Origin of the sequence: Geodermatophilus sp. CPCC 205761, from assembly GCF_051383655.1 — a bacterium.
Classification (GTDB): domain Bacteria; phylum Actinomycetota; class Actinomycetes; order Mycobacteriales; family Geodermatophilaceae; genus Geodermatophilus.
In genome coordinates, this window is record NZ_JALPKQ010000004.1 from 144,243 (window position 1) to 164,281 (window position 20,039).

The following is a 20,039-nucleotide window of genomic DNA, read 5'->3' on the forward strand; positions in this document are numbered from 1 at the left end:
ATCGCGCCGAATGCACTATGGTCGCGAGTGGCAGAGGAACTCGCCTTCTGCGGTGACTGACTAACCGCCCCGGAATCCGGGGCGCGGTGAGGAGTGGGAACAGGAATGGCTCGCAAGGTCCAGGTGATCCTCAGTGACGACCTCGACGAGAACGTTCCGGCCGACGAGACGGTGAGTTTCTCGCTCGACGGTACGAACTACGAGATCGACCTCTCGGAGAACAACGCCGAGGAGATGCGGAACGCATTCTCTCGTTACGTGCAGGCGGCTCGGAAGGTCGGCCGCGCCGGCGGCGGGCGGGCCTCCGGCGGCGGGCGCTCCCGCGCCACCGGTGGTGGCCGGATGGACCGCGAGCAGGCCGGCGCGATCCGCGACTGGGCCCGGAAGAACGGTCACGCGGTGAGCGACCGCGGGCGCATCCCGGCCAGCGTCGTCGAGGCCTACGAGGCCGCGCACTGAAGAAGGACCCCGTCCGGGGGCTCACCCCTTCGCTGGCTCAGGGTGAGCGCCCGGACGGGGCCTGGCGGCCCGGTACCTCACTGAGGTGCCGGGCCGTCGTCGTCCCACGGGGCGGCGCGGGCGCACCTCCGGTCACACGAGTCACTCGCCACTCCGTCCGCTCACGGCGTAACCGCGCCGGAACACCGTTCGGTCACGATCGGTTGGACCGGGCAGCTCCTGCTCCACCGCACGGTCTCGCGCCGACGGAGGGTCGGAGTCCGCGACTACAGTGGAAAGACCGGTGCCCCGTGCGCCGACGGACGTCGGGTGCTCCTCTCCACCACGGGGAGGGCAGTGCCGGACCAGCCGGTCAGAGGAGAAGCAGCAGATGTTCGAACGGTTCACCGACCGAGCCCGCCGCGTGGTCGTCCTGGCCCAGGAAGAGGCCCGGATGCTCAACCACAACTACATCGGCACCGAGCACATCCTCCTGGGCCTGATCCACGAGGGTGAGGGTGTCGCCGCCAAGGCTCTCGAGTCCCTGGGCATCTCGCTGGAGGGTGTCCGGCAGCAGGTGGAGGAGATCATCGGCCAGGGCCAGCAGGCCCCGTCCGGGCACATCCCCTTCACCCCGCGGGCCAAGAAGGTGCTCGAGCTGTCGCTGCGCGAGGCGCTGCAGCTCGGCCACAACTACATCGGCACCGAGCACATCCTGCTCGGCCTGATCCGCGAGGGTGAGGGCGTCGCCGCCCAGGTCCTCGTGAAGCTGGGCGCCGACCTCAACCGGGTCCGCCAGCAGGTCATCCAGCTGCTGTCCGGCTACCAGGGCAAGGAGCCGGCCGCCGCCGGCGGCCCCGCCGAGGGCACGCCGTCGACCTCGCTGGTGCTCGACCAGTTCGGCCGCAACCTGACCCAGGCCGCGCGCGACTCCAAGCTCGACCCGGTCATCGGGCGGGCCAAGGAGATCGAGCGGGTCATGCAGGTCCTGTCGCGGCGGACCAAGAACAACCCCGTCCTCATCGGCGAGCCCGGCGTCGGCAAGACCGCCGTCGTCGAGGGCCTGGCCCAGGCGATCGTCAAGGGCGAGGTCCCCGAGACGCTGAAGGACAAGCAGCTCTACACGCTGGACCTCGGCGCGCTCGTCGCCGGTTCCCGCTACCGCGGTGACTTCGAGGAGCGGCTGAAGAAGGTCCTCAAGGAGATCCGCACCCGCGGCGACATCATCCTGTTCATCGACGAGATCCACACCCTCGTCGGGGCGGGTGCCGCCGAGGGCGCGATCGACGCCGCCAGCATCCTCAAGCCGATGCTGGCCCGCGGTGAGCTGCAGACCATCGGTGCCACCACGCTCGACGAGTACCGCAAGCACCTGGAGAAGGACGCCGCGCTCGAGCGCCGCTTCCAGCCGATCCAGGTGGGGGAGCCGACGCTCACCCACACGATCGAGATCCTCAAGGGCCTGCGCGACCGCTACGAGGCGCACCACCGGATCAGCATCACCGACGGCGCCCTCGTGGCCGCCGCGACGCTGGCCGACCGCTACATCTCCGACCGCTTCCTGCCGGACAAGGCGATCGACCTGATCGACGAGGCCGGCGCCCGCATGCGGATCAAGCGGATGACCGCCCCGCCGGACCTGCGCGAGTTCGACGACCGGATCGCGGCCATCCGCCGCGAGAAGGAGTCGGCGATCGACGCGCAGGACTTCGAGAAGGCCGCGTCGCTGCGCGACAAGGAGAAGACCCTCCTCGCCGAGAAGAGCGAGCGCGAGAAGCAGTGGAAGGCCGGCGACATGGACGTCGTCGCCGAGGTCGACGACGAGCAGATCGCCGAGGTGCTGGCCAACTGGACCGGCATCCCCGTCTTCAAGCTGACGGAGGAGGAGACCACCCGCCTCCTGCGCATGGAGGACGAGCTCCACAAGCGGATCATCGGCCAGGAAGAGGCCATCAAGAGCGTCAGCCAGGCGATCCGGCGGACGCGGGCGGGTCTCAAGGACCCGCGCCGTCCCGGTGGCTCGTTCATCTTCGCCGGCCCCTCGGGTGTCGGTAAGACCGAGCTGGCGAAGGCGCTGGCGAGCTTCCTCTTCGGTGAGGACGACGCGCTCATCCAGATCGACATGGGCGAGTTCCACGACCGGTTCACCGTGTCGCGGCTGGTCGGTGCCCCTCCCGGCTACGTCGGCTACGACGAGGGCGGCCAGCTGACCGAGAAGGTGCGGCGCAAGCCGTTCTCGGTGGTCCTCTTCGACGAGATCGAGAAGGCGCACGCGGACGTGTTCAACACGCTCCTGCAGGTGCTCGAGGACGGCCGGCTCACCGACGGTCAGGGCCGGATCGTGGACTTCAAGAACACGATCCTGATCCTCACGACCAACCTCGGGACGCGGGACATCTCCAAGGCGGTCGGCCTCGGCTTCCAGGCCGGGAACGACACCCAGTCCAACTACGAGCGCATGAAGGCGCGGGTGAACGACGAGCTCAAGCAGCACTTCCGGCCTGAGTTCCTCAACCGCATCGACGACATCGTGGTGTTCCACCAGCTGACCGAGGCCGAGATCATCCAGATCGTCGACCTCATGCTCGCCCGCGTGGAGGGCCAGCTGGCGAACAAGGACATGTCCCTCGAGGTGACCACCGAGGCCAAGAAGCTGCTGGCCACCCGCGGGTTCGACCCGGTGCTGGGTGCGCGGCCGCTGCGCCGCACCATCCAGCGCGAGATCGAGGACGCGCTGTCGGAGAAGATCCTCTACGGCGAGCTGACCGCGGGTCAGATCATCGTGGTGGACGTCGACGAGGCGGAGGGCGCGGCGCAGAAGTTCACCTTCCGCGGCGAGACCAAGCCGATCGACCTCCCCGACACCCCGCCGGTCGCGCTGTCGGTGGGCGACGAGGAGCCGCCGGCGACCGGGACGTCCGCCGACTGAACGAGGGCTCCGTCCCGAGGACGGGGCCGCACAAGGGCCGTCCCCGCTCATCGCGAGCGGGGGCGGCCCCTTCGTCGTGCCCGCACCCGCCCGGGGCACCCGAGGAACAGGCTCACGAGGCATAGGAAGCTCTACCCGCGTCGAGGGGTCCCTGACGTGGGTGTTGCTTCCTCTGCCTCGTGCCGAGGCGGTCAGTGGGGGAGGCGGAACCGGCCGTCGGGGGTCTGCTCGACCAGGCCGTCGACCAGCAGCGAGTCCAGGCACCGGGACCGCTGGGCCGCGTCGTCCCAGGCGTCGTCCAGCTCGGGAGCCGTCACCGGGCCGGAAGCGGCCCGCAGGACGTCGAGCAGCCGCCCCCGCACCTGCCGGTCGGTCCCGGCGAACTTCTGCACCCTGCGCGGCGCACCGACGGACGCCGGTGCGCCGGCCAGCCGCCACGCGCAGTCCTCCCGCACCGGGCAGACCGCGCAGCGCGGCGTCCGGGCCACGCAGACCAGCGCGCCCAGTTCCATGACCGCCACCGAGAACCGCACCGCCCGGGCCGGATCGGCCGGGGCCAGCGCGGCGACGTCGGTCAGGTCGGCGGCCCGCGCGGTGCCCGCCTCGGCCCGGCCGTGCACCAGCCGCGCCACCACCCGCCGCACGTTGGTGTCGACGACCGGCTGCGGCTGCCCGTGGCCGAAGCACGCGACGGCCCGGGCGGTGTACGTGCCGATGCCGGGCAGCGCCTCCAGGGTCGCGACGTCGGCCGGCACCGCACCGCCGTGCCGCTCGGTGAGCGCGACGGCGGCCTCGCGCAGCCGCAGTGCCCGCCGCGGGTAGCCGAGCTTGCCCCACGCCCGGATGACCTCGGCGGGTGAGGCCGCCGCCAGCGCGGCCGGCGTGGGCCAGCGGTCCATCCAGGCCCGCCACACCGGCTCGACGCGGGCCACCGGGGTCTGCTGCAGCATCACCTCGCTGACGAGCACCGCCCACGGGTCCACCTCCGGACGGCGCCACGGCAGGTCGCGGGCGGCGGTGGTGAACCAGTCGACGAGGACCTCGCCGACGTCGTCCCTCGGGGCCGGGGCTGGGCGGGCGGAGCTGTTCACGGGGACCCAGTGTGCCGTCCACCGGGGACGGCGTGCCGCCGCAGGTCGGCCGTCCGCGGCGCACTACCGTTCTCGGCGTGTTGCACCCGGTCGGCCCCCTGCCCGCGGGCGTCTACTGGCGGCGGCGCGTCCTGGTGCTGGCCCTGGTCGTGGCCGTCCTGGGCGGTGGCACCTGGCTGGTGGTGGCCGCGTCGACCGGGAGCACCGCGGGCTCGACGGCGGCCGCGGCGTCGGCCGAGCCGACCGAACCGGCCGAGCCGCCGGCGCTCGAGCAGGTGGTCCCGTCGCTGGCCAGCGTCCAGACGCCGACGCTGCCCGTCACCCCGGAGCCGGCCGCTCCCGCCCCCGAGCCGGCCGGCCCTGTCCCGGGCGGTCCGTGCGGCGACGACCTGATCGGCCTGGAGGTGCGGACGCCCGGCAGTGCGCCGGTGGGCGGCAAGCCGACCTTCGAGCTGGTGGTCACGAACGTCTCGGCGGTGCCGTGCGTGCGGACCCTGGACAAGGGCCTGCAGGAGATCCTCCTGCTCGACGGCGCCGGCACCCGGCTGTGGGGCAGCAACGACTGCTTCCCGGAGGCGAGCAGCGACACCCGCACCCTCGCCCCGGGGGAGTCGGTCGCCTTCCCGCTGGTCTGGGGCGGGCTCATCAGCGAGCCGTCCTGCACCGCCGACCGCGAGCCGCTGGCCCCGGGGCAGTACGTCGTCCGGGGGCGGCTGGACACCAAGGTCAGCCCGGACGCCCCGTTCGCCGTCGTCTGACGAAGGACCCCTGCCCCCACCGCTCGCAGGCTCGCGGTGGGCCCCTGCAGGGGGCCAGGCCCCTGCAAGCGGCCAGGCCCCTGGAGGAGGCCGATCAGCTGTAGCGGTCGAGGATCGAGGTCTCGGCCAGGCGGGACAGGCCCTCCCGGATGCCCCGGGCCCGGGCCTCGCCGACGCCCTCGACGGCCAGGAGGTCCTCGATGGTGGCGGCGAGCAGCTTCTGCAGGCCCCCGAAGTGGTCGACCAGGCGCTCGATGATGCCGGCGGGCAGCCGCGGCACGCGGGCCAGCAGCCGGTAGCCACGGGGGCTCACGGGCGAGTCCAGCGCGTCGGCCGAGGTGGGCAGGCCGTAGCAGCGGGACACCGCGGAGAGGTCGAGCAGCTCGGTGGCCGACAGCGCGCGCAGGTCGGTGAGGACCTGCTCGATCGTGCGGGGGCGCCGGGCACCGCCGGGCAGGTAGTCGCGGACCAGGAGGCCGCGGTCCTCCTCGACGCCGGCCAGCATCTCGTCGAGCTGGAGTGCCAGCAGCCGTCCGTCGGTGCCCAGCTCGACGACGAAGCCCTCGATCTCGTCCGCGATCCGGCGGACCATCTCCAGCCGCTGGCTGACGCTCATCGCGTCGCGGATCGTGACGAGGTCCTCGATCTCCAGCGCCGAGAGGGTGCTGGCCACCTCGTCGAGCCGCAGCTTGTACCGCTCCAGCGCCGCCAGGGCCTGGTTGGCCCGGGCGAGGATGGTCGTCGGGTGCTCGAGGGTGTACCGGCGGCCGGCGACGTAGTCGCTGATGATGTGCATCGACTGGCTGACCGAGATGACCGGGAAGCCGCTCTGGATCGCGACGCGCTCGGCGGTGCGGTGCCGGGTGCCCGACTCCTCGGTCGGCACGGTCGGGTCGGGCATCAGGTGGACGCCCGCGCGGACGATCCGCGTCCCGTCGTAGGAGACGATGACGGCGCCGTCCATCTTGGCCAGCTCGCGCAGCCGGGTCGCCGAGAGGGCGACGTCGAGGGCGAAGCCGCCGGTGCAGATGGACTCGACCACCCGGTCGTAGCCGAGCACGATGAGGGCGCCGGTCCGCCCGGCCAGGATGCGTTCCAGACCGTCACGCAGTGCGGTCCCCGGGGCGATGCGGCCGAGCAGATCGCGGAGCGCGATCTCGGGGTCCACAGCGGGGGGCACGAGTGCTCCTGACGGTCGGTGTCGTGGCGGCTGAGTCTACGTGGAGCCGAACCTGGTGGCGGGCGGCGGTGAGTCGGCTCACCGTCCCGGGTCTGGTGCGGCGCGCTCAGAACAGCCGGGCGAACGCGGCCCCGAGGTCGGAGACCTCGATCAACCGCATGCCCCGGGGCGCCTTGCCGGAGTCCTCGGGGACGAGGGCGACCTTGTAGCCCTGGCGGGCCGCCTCGGACAGCCGGCGCCCGGTGCCGCCGACCCGCCGGATCTCACCGGACAGCCCGACCTCGCCGAGCGCGACCAGCCCCTGCGGGAGCGGGATGTCCTTGGCGGCCGAGGCGATCGCGAGGGCCAGCGCCAGGTCGGCCGCCGGCTCGCCGATGCGCACCCCGCCGACCGAGGCGGCGAAGACGTCGGCGTCGGCCAGCCGCACCCCGCCGCGCCGCTCGACGACGGCGTTGACCATCGCCACACGCTGGGAGTCCAGCCCGCTCACCGCCCGCCGGGGCGAGCCGCCCCCTCCGGTGCCGGCCACGAGCGCCTGGACCTCGGCCAGCAGCGGGCGGCTGCCCTCCAGGGTGACCGTGACGCAGCTGCCCGGGACCGGTGCGGTGCGGCGGGAGACGAACAGGTGCGAGGCGTCGGGCACGCCGACGACGCCGCGGTCGCCGATCTCGAAGCAGCCGATCTCGTCGGCAGGCCCGAACCGGTTCTTGGTGGCCCGGACCAGTCGCAGCGTGGAGTGGCGCTCCCCGTCGAAGGAGACGACGACGTCGACGAGGTGCTCGAGGGCGCGCGGCCCCGCGATGGCGCCGTCCTTGGTGACGTGCCCGACCAGGATCGTGGTCATCCCGCGGCTCTTGGCCACCCCGGTCAGCGCGCTGGCGACGGCCCGCACCTGGGTGGCGCCGCCGTCGGTGCCGTCGACGGCGGGGGAGCGGACGGTCTGCACGCTGTCGAGCACCAGCAGCGACGGGGCGACCTGCTCGACGTGGGCGAGGACGGCCGACAGGTCGGTCTCGGCGGCCAGGTAGAGGCGCTCGTGCAGCGCGCCGATCCGCTCGGCCCGCAGCCGCACCTGCGCGGCGGACTCCTCGCCGGAGACGACCAGGGCCGGGCCGTTCACGGCCGCCACCCGGTGGGCGACCTCGAGCAGCAGCGTCGACTTGCCCACGCCCGGCTCACCGGCGACCAGCAGCACGGCGCCCGGCACCAGCCCGCCGCCGAGCACGCGGTCGAACTCCTCGATGCCGGTCGGCACGGCGCGGGCGCCTCCGAGCTCGACCTGGGCGATCGGGACGGCCGGCGCGCTGACCGGGCCGGCGGCCACGGCCCGCAGCGGCGACGCCGGCACGCCGACCTCCTGCAGGGTGCCCCAGGCCTGGCACTCCGGGCAGCGGCCCACCCACTTGGCCGAGGCGTGGCCGCACTCGGTGCAGCGGTGGGCGGGCCGGGCGGACTTCACTCCTGCGGGGGGCACGCGGCGACGCTAACCGCCCGGTACGACGGTTCCGGGCAACCCAGGGGGAGGCGTCGCGCTCAGCCGCCGGACTCGGGGTTGCCCCCGCCGGCGACCTCGGTGTCCTGCTCCTCGGACTCCTCCTCCGTGTGGAAGTCGAAGCCCTCCTCGCGCGGCAGCACCCGGTCGGGGTTGGCGACCATCGCCGACACGGTGACCTCGCCGGCCAGCTCGAAGGTCAGGGTGAGCTCGACCGTCTGGCCGGCGGTCAGCACCTCGGAGAGGTCGGACAGCTCCACGGTGGGCCCGTCGGCGCCGCCCAGGAAGACGGTGGACCGGGCCGGGACCGGGATGTCGACCGTCGAGCTGGCCGCCGCGGTGGTGGGGGTGGCCGGCGTGGTGGTGGGGGTGGCCGGCGTGGTGGGCGGCACCGGTGCCGTCCCGGGCGGCGTCGCCGACGGCGAGGCGGGCGCGGCGGGGGAGGGGGTGGCCTGGCCGGTGACGACCACGCCGTCGAAGAACTCGCCCTCGATGCCGACGAGCGTGTCCTCCTCGGTGCCGCTGTTGATGACGGCCATGTTCAGAGCGGCGTCGTCGCCCCGGTCGTAGCGACCCTCGTCGGGGTACTCGAGCGTGATCGCGCGCAGGGTGATGTCGCCGATCGCGGCCTCGGCGCCGACCTTGTCCCGGTTCTGGGTCGCCGTCTGGGAGACCTGCCCGGCGCTGCACGCGCCCAGCGCGAGGGGGCTCACGAGCAGGACACCCACAGTGGCGGCGCGCAGTGCGCGGTTCACAGCCGTCGACCTCCAGGGACGTGCGGCCACCGCACGTCGATGGCCCGAGTCGGGGGGAGCCTAACGCCCGCCCGATGGGACCGCCCGGAGGCCGGGGGACACCGTGCCCACGCCGGGACCCACCCCCGACCGGGTGACCGCGGTCCGGTCCGGGCCCGCTCCTGCCGATGCCAAGGGGACGGCGGAGCGCGGCGAGGGGAGACCGGATGCGGACGGGGCTGCCGTTCGACGACGTCCTGGCCGCGGCCCAGGCCGGTGCCGCCTGGGCGTTCGAGGTGCTCTACCGCGACCTCGCCCCGTCGGTCACCGGGTACCTGCGGCTGCACGGTTCGGCCGAGCCCGACGACCTGGCCAGCGAGACCTTCATCGGCGTCCTCACCGGGCTCGGCGGGTTCCGGGGCGACGAGGAGGCGCTGCGCGCGTGGGTCTTCACGATCGCGCACCGCCGGCTGGTCGACGACTGGCGGCGGCGGGGACGCCGCCCACAGGTCACCGACGACGACGGGCCGCTCACCACGCGACCGGGTGGCGACACCGAGGACGACGCACTGGTCCGGCTCGGCACCGACGACGTCCACCGGCTGTGCGGTCTCCTGCCCGCCGACCAGCGCGCGGTGCTGCTCCTCCGGATCCTCGCCGACCTGACCGTCGAGCAGGTCGCGCAGGTGCTGGGGCGCTCGGTGGGCTCGGTCAAGGCCCTGCAGCGCCGCGGGCTGGCGAGCCTGCGGACGGCGCTCGAGAACGGTTCCCCCGAAGGGGTGGCGGCCGGCGCGCACCCTTTTCCGGCCCTGCGGCGATGACGAGGACGAGATGACCGGTCCAGCTGACGCCCGCGCCGCGGAGGTGGCCTTCGAGGCCGCCCTCGCCGGCCGTCCCGTACCCGACGGCGCCTCCGGCCTGGCCGCGTTCACCGACGCGGTGCGGGGCGAGGGCGCCGCCCCCGGGCGGCCGAACGCGGCCCTGGCCGAACTGCTGGCGACCGGTCTCCTCACCACCCACCAGGAACCGTCCCGCGGGACGGCCGGGCTCCCCGCCCGGACCTCACGGAAGAGGCCACGCATGCTGCTCTCCACCCTCGTCGCCAAGATCATCGGTGCCGGCGCACTGGCCAAGGCCGCCGCCGGCACCGGTGTCGTCGTCGTCGCGCTCGCCGGCGCCACGACCGCCGGCGTCGTCACCTCCCAGGACCAGACGACTCCGGTCGTCGAGTCCCCCGTGACGCAGGAGGACGTCGATCCCGACCCGACGGTCGACCCCGACCCGCTCACGAGCACGGACCCCGGTGCCGGCGACGGCACGGACACCGACGTCCCGGGCGGCAGCACCGCCGGGACGCCGTCCGGGACGCCCTCCGAGACGCCGTCCGAGGCGCCCGTCGGGACGCCCGACGAGCCGGTGGTGACGCCGACTCCCGAGCTGACGCCGCAGCAGGCCTGGCAGGAGGGCCCCGACGAGGGCCAGTCGCACGGCGACTGGGTGAGCGAGGGCGCCCGCGAGGGCTGGGTCGACGGCGGCACCGTCAGCGCCCAGGCGCACCAGCGCAACCAGCAGCGCCGCGAGGCCCGCGAGGCCGCCCCCGCGCCCGTGCCGGCGCCGGTCGTGCAGGAGCCCGCGGCCGAGGAGCCGGTCGCGGAGGCCCCGGCGGTCTCGGACAGCCGGCCCGGGAACGGCAACGGCGACGGGAACGGCAACGGCCGGAAGTGACCCGCCGGGCTGGGCCGCGCTCAGGTGACCGCGGCCCCGCCCGCCAGCAGCAGCACGACGTCCAGGACGGTCAGGAGCATCACGGCCGGGAACGCCGCCCGGCGGAAGCGGGCGGTGCCGGCGAGGGCAGCGACCGCGACGGCCGGCACGGCCAGCGCGAGCCCGGCCCAGCCGGCTGCCGTCGGCGGGCCGGCGGGGCCGAGCACGAGCAGGAGCGAGGTCGACCCGAGAAGCGCCGCCCCGGTGACGGCCGACGCCCGGGCGCCCAGTCGGTGCGGCAGCCCGCGGACGCCGGTGGCGAGGTCGTCCTCGATGTCGGGGGCGACGTTCGCGAAGTGTGCCGCGGCGCCCAGCGCGCCACCGGCCGCCACGAGCCACCAGGGCGCGACCGGTGCACCCGGGGCGGCGGCGACCACGCCGGCGGGCAGCGCCCCGAACCCGGTCACGTACGGCACGACGGACACGGCGGTGCGCTTCAGGCCCGCGTTGTATGCCCAGCCGCTGGCGACCAGGACGAGCAGCAGCACGCCGGGGACGACACCGAGCACGAGCGACAGGACGACGGCCGCGGCCGCCGAGCCGAGGGCGAGCGTCCGCAGCAGCGAGGGGGCGACCGCGCCCTGGACGACCGGCTTGTCGGCGCGCGCGACGGCCCGGTCGCGGTCGGCGTCGAGCCAGTCGTTGCTCCACCCGATCGATGCCTGACCTGCGAGGACGGCCGCGGCCACCAGCGCCACGCGGTCCGCCGGTGTCCCCGCCGCGACGGCCAGCAGGGTCGCCACGACGGTCACCGCCACCGTCGGTCCGGGGTGCGTCGCGAGCACCAGCGCGCGGGCCGTGGCGGCCGGGCGGGAGGGGTGTGCAGGCACATCGACCACGCTGGTGTCAACCCCTCCCGACTACTTCATGTGGCCGCTGACCTGCGGATTTACGAATCCGGGCAGAACCGTTCGTCAGTCTGCCGTGGTAACCTGTGGACAGCGAAAGGGGTCACACACACATGGGCTTCACTGTCGGCGAGACCGTTGTCTACCCGCACCACGGTGCCGCGCTCATCGAGGCGATCGAGAAGCGGACCATCAAGGGTGAAGAGAAGGCCTACCTCGTGCTCAAGGTCGCCCAGGGCGATCTGACCGTGCGCGTGCCGGCTGACAACGCAGAGATCGTGGGCGTCCGTGACGTCGTCGGTCAGGAGGGGCTGAACAGGGTCTTCGAGGTCCTGCGCGCCCCGCACACCGAGGAGCCGACCAACTGGTCGCGCCGCTACAAGGCGAACCTCGAGAAGCTCGCGTCCGGTGACGTGAACAAGGTCGCCGAGGTCGTCCGCGACCTGTGGCGCCGCGACAAGGACCGGGGTCTCTCCGCCGGCGAGAAGCGCATGCTCTCCAAGGCCCGCCAGATCCTCGTCAGCGAGCTCGCGCTCGCCGAGGGCACCAACGAGGACAAGGCCGAGGTCCTCCTCGACGAGGTCCTCGCCAGCTGAGTTCCGGCTCGGCACCTCTCCCGCACGTCCAGACCACTCCCGTGCACGCTGTCGGCATCGTCGCAGCGGCCGGGAGTGGTCTGCGTCTGGGGGCGGAACGACCCAAGGCACTGGTCCCGCTGGCCGGCCGTCCGCTGGTCTGCTGGGCGGTCGACACCCTCCGCGACGGCGGGGTGGCCGAGGTCGTCGTCGCGGTCCCGGCGGCGGAGCTCGGCGCCTTCGGCTCGGTGCTCCCGCCCGACGTGCGGCTCGTCGTGGGCGGCGCGACCCGCACGGCGTCGGTCCGGGCCGCGCTGGCCGCGGTGACCGATCCCGCCCGCCCCGCGCCCGACGCCGTCCTCGTGCACGACGCCGCCCGGCCGCTGACCCCGCCCGACGTCGTCGCCCGGGTGCTCGCCGCGCTCGCCGACGGCGCCGGCGCCGTCGTGCCGGTCCTGCCGGTCGTCGACACCACGGTCACCGTGGGCGACGACGGCGTCCTCACCGGCACGCTGGCCCGCGAGACGCTGCGCCGGGTCCAGACGCCGCAGGGGTTCGGCCGCTCCGCTCTCGTCGACGCCTACGACCGGCTCCCGGCCGGCGCCGAGCTCACCGACGACGCCGCTGTGGTCCGCGCCGCCGGGATCCCGGTGACGACCGTGGCCGGCGACGAGCGGTCGGCCAAAGTGACCGTCGCGCACGACCTCGCGCTGGCGGAGCTGCAGGTCCGCGGGTGAGCCCGCCCAGGGTCGGCATCGGCGTGGACGTCCACCCGATCGAGGCCGGGCGCCCCTGCTGGCTCGCCGGGCTGGAGTGGCCGGGCGTCGACGGCTGCGCCGGCCACTCCGACGGCGACGTCGTCGCGCACGCGCTCACCGACGCGGTCCTGTCCGCCGCCGGGCTCGGCGACATCGGCGGGCTGCTCGGCACCGACGAGCCGCGCTGGGCCGGGGCGCGCGGCGCGGCGGTGCTCGAGCACGTCCGCGAGGTGCTGACCGCGGCCGGCTGGCAGGTGGGCAACGCCGCCGTGCAGCTGGTCGGCGCCACTCCGAAGGTCGGCCCGCGCCGGACCGAGGCCGAGGCGGTCCTGTCGGCCGCCCTGGGCGCCCCGGTCAGCGTCACCGCCACCACGACCGACGGCCTCGGTCTCACCGGCCGCGGCGAGGGCCGGGCGGCGATGGCGACGGCGCTGGTCGTGCGGACGGCCGCGGCGCACGCCGAGCAGGGCTGAGCGCCGCCCTCCGTAGACTCCTGGCGGTGAGCCTCCGCCTGTACGACACGGCCGCCCGCGCGGTCCGCGACTTCACGCCCCTGCGTGCCGGCCAGGCCTCCGTGTACGTCTGCGGGCTCACCGTGCAGGGCCCCCCGCACGTCGGCCACGTGCGGTCCGCGCTCGCCTTCGACGTGCTGCGCCGCTGGCTGACCGCGAGCGGGCTGGAGGTGACCTACGTCCGCAACGTCACCGACATCGACGACAAGATCCTGGCCAAGGCCGCCGACGCCGGCGTCCCGTGGTGGGCCTGGGCGTACGCGAACGAGCTGGCCGTGACCCGTGCCTACGACGTCCTCGGGGTGCTGCCGCCCACCTACGAGCCCCGGGCCACCGGTCACGTGCCGGACATGGTCGCGCTGATGGACCGCCTGATCGAGCGGGGGCACGCCTACACGGCCGACGGCGACGTCTACTTCGACGTCCGCTCGTTCGCCGGCTACGGAGAGCTCACCGGGCAGCGGCTGGAGAACCTCGAGCCGGCGGCCGACACCGACAGCGACGAGCGCAAGCGCGACCCCCGCGACTTCGCGCTGTGGAAGGCGGCCAAGGCCGGCGAGCCGGAGACCGCGTCGTGGGCCACCCCGTGGGGCCGCGGCCGGCCCGGGTGGCACCTGGAGTGCTCCGCCATGGCCGGGCGCTACCTCGGCGCCGAGTTCGACGTGCACGGCGGCGGGCTGGACCTGCGCTTCCCGCACCACGAGAACGAGCGCGCGCAGTCGCAGGCGGCAGGCGACGGGTTCGCGCGCTACTGGCTGCACAACGGCTGGGTGACCCTCGGCGGCGAGAAGATGAGCAAGTCGCTGGGCAACACCGCGCTGGTCGACGAGGTGGTCAAGCGGGTGCGGCCGGTGGAGCTGCGCTACTACCTGGTCGCTCCGCACTACCGGTCGACGGTGGAGTTCACCGACGCCGCACTGGACGAGGCCGGCGTCGCCTACCGGCGGCTGGAGTCGTTCGTGAAGCGCGCCGCCGAGCGGCTCGGACCGGACGCCGGGAAGCCCGACCTCGCGCCCGAGTTCGTCGCCGCCCTCGACGACGACCTCGGCACGCCCGCCGCGGTGGCCGTCGTCCACGAGGCGGTGCGGCAGGGCAACTCCGCCCTGGCGGCGGGCGACGACGACGGCGCGGCCGCGGCGCTGGGCTCGGTGCGGGCCATGCTCGGCGTGCTGGGCCTGGACCCGCTCGACCCGCGCTGGGCCGCCGGCACCGACGACCGGCTGAGCGCGGTGACCGGCGGGCTCGTCGCGCTGGCGCTGGAGCAGCGGCAGGCCGCCCGCGCCCGCAAGGACTTCGCCGCGGCCGACACGATCCGCGACCGGCTGGGCGCCCTCGGCGTCCAGGTCGAGGACACCCCGAACGGACCCCGATGGGAGCTGAGCCGCTGATGGCCGGCAACAGCCAGCGACGGGGCCGCACCAGCGGCGCCGGCAAGAAGGGCGCGAGCGCCGGCACCGGAGGCAAGGGCCGCCGGGCGCTCGCCGGACGCGGCGCCACGCCACCGGCCGAGATGCGCCCGGGCCACCCGGCGCAGCGGCGGGCGCAGGCCGATGCCCGGCGGCGGACCGAGCGCGACCGCAGCCGCCAGCGCGCCGACGAGACCCCGGAGCTGCTGCTCGGGCGCAACCCGGTCGTGGAGGCGCTGCGCGCGCAGATCCCGGCGACGGCCCTCTACGTGGTCACCGGCGACACCCGGGGGACCACCGACGAGCGGATCACCGAGGCGCTGCACCTGGCCAACGACCGCGGCCTGCCGCTGCTGGAGGTCGGCAAGGCCGAGTTCGACCGGATGTCCGGAGGCGCGCTGCACCAGGGGATCGGGCTCCAGGTGCCGCCCTACCAGTACGCCCACCCCGAGGACCTGCTGGACCTGGCCCACGACTCGGGCCGGCCCCCGCTGGTCGTGGCGATGGACGGCGTCACCGACCCTCGCAACCTGGGCGCCGTCGTCCGCTCGGCCGCCGCGTTCGACGCGCACGGCGTCGTCGTGCCGCAGCGGCGGGCCGTCGGCATGACCGCCTCGGCGTGGCGCACCAGCGCGGGCGCGGCGGCCCGGCTGCCAGTCGCCCGCGCGGTGAACCTGGCGCGGGCGCTGGCCGGCTACCAGGACGCCGGGCTGATGACCGTCGGCCTGGCCGGGGACGGCGACGTCGACGTGCACGACTTCGACGGCTTCGCCGACCCCGTCGCGCTGGTGGTGGGCGCGGAGGGAGCGGGGCTCTCCCGGCTGGTGCGGGAGCGCTGCGACGTCGTCGTCCGCATCCCGATCGCGCGGGACACCGAGTCGCTCAACGTGAGCGTCGCGGCGGGCATCGCGCTGTACCAGGCCGCGGCCGCGCGCCGCTGACGCCGGGCGGGTTCTCCGTCAGCCGAGCAGTTGGGCGACGGTGTAGATCAGCAGGCCGGCCAGCCCGCCGACGACGGTGCCGTTGACCCGGATCCACTGCAGATCGCGCCCCACCTGCAGCTCGATCCGCCGGCTGGTCTCCTCGGTGTCCCAGCGGGCGACCGTGCCGCCGACCAGGTCGGCCAGGTCGCCGGAGAACCGCTCGACCAGGTGACCGGCGGTGCTGCGCGCGTGCCGCTGCACGAGCTCGCGCACCCGCGGGTCGGTCTGCAGCATCGTCGCGACGTCCCGGATGAGCACGGTGACGCGGGTGCGCAGCGCGGAGTCCGGGTCGGCGGCCGCGGCGAGCACGCCGTTCTTCAGGTTGCTCCAGAGCGAGCCCGACCAGGTCCGCACGGCGGGGTGCTCGAGCAGCTCCTTCTTCAGCTCCTCCACGCGGGCCGCGGTGGCCGGGTCGGTCCGCAGCGCGTGCACGTAGGTGCGCAGCCGGGCGTCGTAGACCCGGCGCAGCTCGTGCCGCGGATCCTCGCCGACCTCCTCGAGGAAGTGCTGCACCGCGGAGAAGGCGCGGTCGAAGACCCGGTCGTCGACCCAGTCGGGCACCCAGGCCGGCGAGGCGTCGCCGAGCTGGGCCCGGAACACGACCCGGTTGTCCTCGAGGAAGTGGGCCAGCCCGCGCAGCGCCGCCGACAGCACCTCCTGGTGCCGCTCGCCGTCGACGACCAGCTCCAGGGCCCGCGCCACCACCGGTGCGGCCGGGGTGGCGTGCAGCTTGCGGTCCACCAGGGCCGCGACGGCCGGCTGCAGGTCCTCGTCGCGGAGCAGGTCGGCGACCGAGTGCAGGACCCCGGAGGCGTCACCCGCCAGCCGCTCGGCCCGCCCCGGCGCGGCCAGGAAGGCGCCGAGCCGGCCGGGGACGTCGATGGTGGCCAGCTTCTCCTCGACCACCGCGCGGGTGAGGAAGTTCTCCTCCACGAAGCTGCCGAGGCTGGCGCCGATCTGGTCCTTCTTGCGCGGGATGATCGCGGTGTGCGGGATCGGCAGCCCCAGGGGGTGCCGGAAGAGGGCGGTGACGGCGAACCAGTCGGCCAGCGCCCCGACCATCGAGGCCTCGGCGGTGGCCCGCACGTAGCCCACCCACGCGCCGGCGTCCGGCCCGAGGAGCACGCAGCCGAGGAAGACGGCGCCGGCGACCGCGAACAGGCCGGTCGCCAGCCGCTTCATCCGCGCGAGGTCGCGGGCCCGCGCCGGGTCGTCCAGCGAGCTGGCGAGGGGCGCGGTCGGGCGGGGTGCCGGCACCCGACCCAGCCTAGGCACCCCGCCGACATCGGCCCGCACGGCCGGGTCAGCCGGTGGTGCTGCCCAGCGTGACCTCCACCTGCGTGGTCTCCCCGCCGCGCCGCACGCTGACGGTCACCGCGTCGCCGGGCGTGGCGCTCCGGACGGCGGCGGTCAGCTCCGCCGAGGTGGTCACCACCCGGTCGCCGACGGCGGTGACGACGTCGCCGACCTGGAGCCCGGCGTCCGCCGCGGGGGTGCCGGGCTGCACCTGCACGACCTCCGCCCCGGTGCCGATCTCGGCGTTGTCGTCGGCGGCGGCGGTCTGCGCGCTGACCCCGAGGTAGGTGGTCCGGGCCGACCCGCTCTCGATGATCTCCTTGGCGATCCGCTGGGCAGTGTTGCCCGGGATGGCGAAGCCGACGCCGATGCTGCCGCTCTCGGACTGCCCGCCGGGGCCGCCCGCGGCCACCGTCGCGATCGCGGTGTTGATGCCGACGACCTGGCCGGCGCCGTCGACGAGGGCGCCGCCGGAGTTGCCGGGGTTGATGGCCGCGTCGGTCTGCAGCGCGTCGATCACCGTGGCGTCGCCCTCGGTGGAGCCGGTGGCCACAGCCCGGCCGGTGGCGCTGATGATCCCGTCGGTCACGGTGTCGGACAGGCCGAGCGGGGCGCCGATGGCGACCGCCAGGTCGCCGACCTGGACGTCGTCGGAGTCGGCGAAGGTGGCGGGGGTGAGGCCGGAGGCGTCGTCGAGCTTCAGCACCGCGATGTCGTAGACGGCGCCGGTCCCGACGACGGTCGCGTCGTGCAGCGTGCCGTCGCTGGTGCGCACCGACACGGTCGTCGAGCCGCCGGCGCCGTCGAGGCTCACCACGTGGTTGTTGGTGAGGACGTAGCCGTCCTCGGTGAGGACGACGCCCGAGCCGCTGCCCGCCCCCGAGGCGCCGGTGACGTACACGGTCACCACGCTGGGGGCCGCCTTGGCCGCCGCGGCGGTGACGGCGGTGGCCGTCTCCGGGTTGGTGATGGTCACGTTCTGCGTGGCGACCGTCCCACCGCCGGCGGCGTCCGACCCGTCGGCCAGCACGACGACGCCCGCACCGGCGCCACCGCCGATGAGCGCGCCGGCGAGCAGCCCGGCCACGCCGATGCGGAGCCGGCCGGACCGCCGGCCCGGCTGCGGCACGGGCGGTGCCGGGGTGAACGGCGCGGACCCGGGGGAGCCCGGGAACGACTGCGCGTGGTCCGCGGCGCCGGGGAACGGCTGCTGCGCGGTGGCGTACGGCTGCTGGCCGACGTGCGGCTGCTCCGCGGTGTCCGATGGTGCCGCGTACGGGCCCGCGGCGGGCTGGGTCGCGGTCGGGTGCTCACCGGCCGGCTGGCCGGGGACGGGGTGCTGCCACGCCGGCGGGGGCGCCCACGTGCCGGGCGCCGGGCGGGGGATGCCGTGCTCACTCACTGTTCGAGTCCTCCTCCACGGGCAACGGTCCGCTGCCCACGCCGACCACTGTCATCCGGCCCGCTGGCGCGGTGCTGGGGGCTCGCTGTGAGGTCCCTGGACGCCCTAGCAGGGGACGTCGGGGAGGAGCCGGCCCCGCGCGATCAGCTCGGTGACCGCCCACACGGCGGTGACCTGGGTGGCGAGCAGGCCGATGAGCACGAGCAACTGGGCGGCTCCCGCCTCGAGCGGGCTGCCGCCGCCGAGCAGCACGCCGACGAAGGCGCCGGGGAGCGTGACCAGGCCGACGGTGCGGGTCTGGTCCAGCCCCGGGACGAGCGCGGTCGCCGCGGCCGGACGGGCGACCTCCAGGACGGCGTCCCGCCGCTGGAGCCCCAGGGCGAGCGCGGCCTCGACCTCGCCGCGCCGTCCGGTCAGCTCCTCGCGCAGCCGGCGCCCGGCCAGGGACGTCGCCGTCATGGCCCCGCCCACCAGGATGCCCGCGACCGGGATGACCGCCTCACCGCGCAGCGGTACCGCCCCGCTGGCCAGCACCAGCGCCACGACCGGCACCGCTCCGGCCAGCACCGGCAGGGCCGCGGCGGCCACCCGCCGGGGCGCGCCGGCGGCCCGGACCGGCAGCCCCGTCACCCGCCCGGCCGCCGTGGCCGCCGCCACCCCCACCATCAGCAGGACGAACGCCACCGACAGCGGGAGCGACCGCACGACCGCCAGCAGCAGCGCCGAGACGACGGCCAGCTGCACGGTCGCCCGCAGGGCCGCGACGACGACCGGGCGGTCCTGCCCGAGGCCGGACAGCCGGCCGCCCACCGCCGCCAGGGCGGTGAGCACCGCAAGGACGGCGGCCAGGCGTGGACCGAGGTCGACGACGGAGGAACCCACGGGCGCCGATCCTGCCGAGGGCCCGCCGGGCGCCGATCACCCCATGGCGCTGCTGCCCTCCCGCGACTCGCGGGGCATCCGGTCCGCCGGAGGCAGGAAGGCCATCGGCGAGGTGTTGTGGCGGAGGAGCCAGCGGTGCATCGCGTCCATGGGGCGGTGCAGCAGGCCGCCGTGGCCGGCGCTGAGCGAGAGCAGCGGGGTCGGGCAGGCCGCGGCCAGCACCCGGCCGCCGGTGGCGTGGGGCAGCGGCTGGTGGGTCACCCGCAGGTCGGGGAAGCGCTCCGACCACGCCTGCTCGTCCGCCGTCCAGTCCGAGGCGTCGTCCGGCCGGCTGTGCAGCACGGTCAGCGGCACGCTCGCGCGCATCGCCTCTGCGGCGGCGAAGGTGGCCACCGGCTCGTCGTCGCCCGGTTCCCCGAGGCCGAGGAGGGCGACGTGCGGCCGGGTGCCGCCGGTGGTGCGCTGCGGCCGGGGCACGACGACGACCGGCCGCGGCGAGCGCGCCGCGACCTTCTGGGCCACCGAGGCCAGGACCATCTCGTCGGCGGCTCCGGTGGTGGAGATGCCGAGGACGACCAGCTGCGCGTTCTCGGCGGCCTGGAGCAGCGCGGTGACGGGGTCGCCGCCGACGACCTCGGTCGACGCCGGCACCGTCGGCGCGGTGTGCTTGGCGACCGTGTACGCCGTCGCGGTCATCCCGCGGGCCTGCTCCGACGACGACCCCCCGGCATCGCGCTTGCGCCCGACGTTGGTCGAGGCGTGCACGATCCTCAGTGGCGCTGCGCGGCGCGCGGCCTCCTCGGCTGCCCACCGGACGGCTCGCAGCCCGCACTCGCTGCCGTCGGCGCCGACCACGACAGGCAGGACGGGCGGATCGCCGTCCTCCGGCTGGCGCTGGGACAGCGTGCTGGCAGGCGTGGGGGTCGTCGTTGACACGGGCACCTCCGGAACTGGGTCGTCCCCCGTGTGTCTCCTCCGAGCGTCCTACCCC

The 20,039-nt window shown here is 75.1% G+C and carries 19 protein-coding genes; 10 read left to right on the forward strand and 9 right to left on the reverse strand.

Annotated elements, in window-relative coordinates; genetic code table 11:
- Positions 1-105: 105 nt before the first annotated feature.
- The gene (locus MY526_RS03950) at positions 106-459 is read left to right on the forward strand and encodes a histone-like nucleoid-structuring protein Lsr2 (protein ID WP_436689292.1); all 354 of its coding nucleotides are present in this window, start codon (positions 106-108) and stop codon (positions 457-459) included.
- A 370-nt stretch (positions 460-829) separates the two neighbouring features.
- Positions 830-3,367, forward strand: a complete 2,538-nt coding sequence (locus tag MY526_RS03955; protein ID WP_436689294.1) for an ATP-dependent Clp protease ATP-binding subunit — start codon at positions 830-832, stop codon at positions 3,365-3,367.
- Positions 3,368-3,558: 191 nt separating this feature from the next.
- Here the strand turns inward: MY526_RS03955 and MY526_RS03960 are convergent, their stop codons facing one another.
- Positions 3,559-4,458, reverse strand: coding sequence for an A/G-specific adenine glycosylase (locus MY526_RS03960; RefSeq protein WP_436689296.1), 900 nt, complete (start codon positions 4,456-4,458; stop codon positions 3,559-3,561).
- Positions 4,459-4,535: 77 nt separating this feature from the next.
- On the opposite strand from MY526_RS03960, the gene MY526_RS03965 reads away from it, so the two are divergent.
- Entirely contained in the window at positions 4,536-5,216 is a 681-nt protein-coding gene (locus MY526_RS03965; RefSeq protein WP_436689298.1) for a MucR family transcriptional regulator, read from the forward strand.
- Positions 5,217-5,310: 94 nt separating this feature from the next.
- Here MY526_RS03965 and disA read toward each other — a convergent pair whose 3' ends face one another.
- From disA to MY526_RS03980, 3 genes are all read right to left on the reverse strand, one after another.
- Entirely contained in the window at positions 5,311-6,396 is a 1,086-nt protein-coding gene (gene disA, locus MY526_RS03970; RefSeq protein WP_436703286.1) for a DNA integrity scanning diadenylate cyclase DisA, read from the reverse strand.
- 106 nt (positions 6,397-6,502) lie between these two features.
- Positions 6,503-7,870, reverse strand: coding sequence for a DNA repair protein RadA (gene radA, locus MY526_RS03975; RefSeq protein WP_436689302.1), 1,368 nt, complete (start codon positions 7,868-7,870; stop codon positions 6,503-6,505).
- A gap of 59 nt (positions 7,871-7,929) precedes the next feature.
- Positions 7,930-8,643 (reverse strand): hypothetical protein, encoded by a 714-nt coding sequence (locus tag MY526_RS03980; protein WP_436689303.1) that lies wholly within the window; start codon positions 8,641-8,643, stop codon positions 7,930-7,932.
- Between the two features lie 206 nt (positions 8,644-8,849).
- Here MY526_RS03980 and MY526_RS03985 point away from each other — a divergent pair, with 206 nt between their 5' ends.
- Both MY526_RS03985 and MY526_RS03990 read left to right on the forward strand, forming a co-directional pair.
- Entirely contained in the window at positions 8,850-9,443 is a 594-nt protein-coding gene (locus MY526_RS03985) for an RNA polymerase sigma factor (protein ID WP_436703287.1), read from the forward strand.
- A gap of 10 nt (positions 9,444-9,453) precedes the next feature.
- Positions 9,454-10,347, forward strand: coding sequence for a hypothetical protein (locus MY526_RS03990; RefSeq protein WP_436703288.1), 894 nt, complete (start codon positions 9,454-9,456; stop codon positions 10,345-10,347).
- Between the two features lie 20 nt (positions 10,348-10,367).
- On the opposite strand, the gene MY526_RS03995 is transcribed toward MY526_RS03990, so the two are convergent.
- Entirely contained in the window at positions 10,368-11,216 is an 849-nt protein-coding gene (locus MY526_RS03995; RefSeq protein WP_436703289.1) for a UbiA family prenyltransferase, read from the reverse strand.
- 131 nt (positions 11,217-11,347) lie between these two features.
- Between MY526_RS03995 and MY526_RS04000 the strand changes: the two genes are divergently transcribed.
- The 5 genes from MY526_RS04000 to rlmB are packed head-to-tail and all read left to right on the forward strand — an operon-like array spanning position 11,348 to position 15,426.
- Positions 11,348-11,830 (forward strand): CarD family transcriptional regulator, encoded by a 483-nt coding sequence (locus tag MY526_RS04000; protein ID WP_091929357.1) that lies wholly within the window; start codon positions 11,348-11,350, stop codon positions 11,828-11,830.
- Positions 11,831-11,871: 41 nt separating this feature from the next.
- Positions 11,872-12,546, forward strand: coding sequence for a 2-C-methyl-D-erythritol 4-phosphate cytidylyltransferase (ispD, locus tag MY526_RS04005; RefSeq protein WP_436703290.1), 675 nt, complete (start codon positions 11,872-11,874; stop codon positions 12,544-12,546).
- Positions 12,543-13,040, forward strand: a complete 498-nt coding sequence (gene ispF, locus MY526_RS04010) for a 2-C-methyl-D-erythritol 2,4-cyclodiphosphate synthase (RefSeq protein WP_436703291.1) — start codon at positions 12,543-12,545, stop codon at positions 13,038-13,040. Before ispD ends, ispF begins: the two co-directional genes overlap by 4 nt.
- Positions 13,041-13,066: 26 nt before the next feature.
- Positions 13,067-14,467, forward strand: coding sequence for a cysteine--tRNA ligase (cysS, locus tag MY526_RS04015; RefSeq protein ID WP_436703292.1), 1,401 nt, complete (start codon positions 13,067-13,069; stop codon positions 14,465-14,467).
- On the forward strand, positions 14,449-15,426 hold the full coding sequence (rlmB, locus tag MY526_RS04020; RefSeq protein ID WP_436689316.1) for a 23S rRNA (guanosine(2251)-2'-O)-methyltransferase RlmB: 978 nt from the start codon (positions 14,449-14,451) through the stop codon (positions 15,424-15,426). The genes cysS and rlmB overlap by 19 nt, the downstream gene beginning before the upstream one ends.
- A gap of 18 nt (positions 15,427-15,444) precedes the next feature.
- Here rlmB and MY526_RS04025 read toward each other — a convergent pair whose 3' ends face one another.
- The 4 genes from MY526_RS04025 to MY526_RS04040 form a co-directional block, all read right to left on the reverse strand.
- Positions 15,445-16,725: a DUF445 domain-containing protein gene (locus MY526_RS04025; protein ID WP_436689318.1), complete on the reverse strand. Its 1,281-nt coding sequence runs from the start codon at positions 16,723-16,725 to the stop codon at positions 15,445-15,447.
- Positions 16,726-16,771: 46 nt separating this feature from the next.
- A complete protein-coding gene (locus MY526_RS04030; RefSeq protein ID WP_436703293.1) occupies positions 16,772-18,166 on the reverse strand; it encodes a trypsin-like peptidase domain-containing protein in 1,395 nt (464 codons plus the stop codon).
- A 105-nt stretch (positions 18,167-18,271) separates the two neighbouring features.
- Positions 18,272-19,048, reverse strand: a complete 777-nt coding sequence (locus MY526_RS04035; RefSeq protein ID WP_436703294.1) for an ABC transporter permease — start codon at positions 19,046-19,048, stop codon at positions 18,272-18,274.
- A 36-nt stretch (positions 19,049-19,084) separates the two neighbouring features.
- Positions 19,085-19,984, reverse strand: a complete 900-nt coding sequence (locus MY526_RS04040; protein WP_436689324.1) for a universal stress protein — start codon at positions 19,982-19,984, stop codon at positions 19,085-19,087.
- Positions 19,985-20,039: the final 55 nt, after the last annotated feature.

What these genes read in the sequence shown, in the direction of transcription:
- MY526_RS04000 (WP_091929357.1), top strand. Translation starts at nt 11,348, where the DNA reads ATGGGCTTCACTGTCGGCGAGACCGTTGTCTACCCGCACCACGGTGCC.
- MY526_RS03950 (WP_436689292.1), top strand. Translation starts at nt 106, where the DNA reads ATGGCTCGCAAGGTCCAGGTGATCCTCAGTGACGACCTCGACGAGAAC.
- rlmB (WP_436689316.1), top strand. Translation starts at nt 14,449, where the DNA reads ATGGGAGCTGAGCCGCTGATGGCCGGCAACAGCCAGCGACGGGGCCGC.
- MY526_RS03985 (WP_436703287.1), top strand. Translation starts at nt 8,850, where the DNA reads ATGCGGACGGGGCTGCCGTTCGACGACGTCCTGGCCGCGGCCCAGGCC.
- MY526_RS03955 (WP_436689294.1), top strand. Translation starts at nt 830, where the DNA reads ATGTTCGAACGGTTCACCGACCGAGCCCGCCGCGTGGTCGTCCTGGCC.
- MY526_RS03990 (WP_436703288.1), top strand. Translation starts at nt 9,454, where the DNA reads ATGACCGGTCCAGCTGACGCCCGCGCCGCGGAGGTGGCCTTCGAGGCC.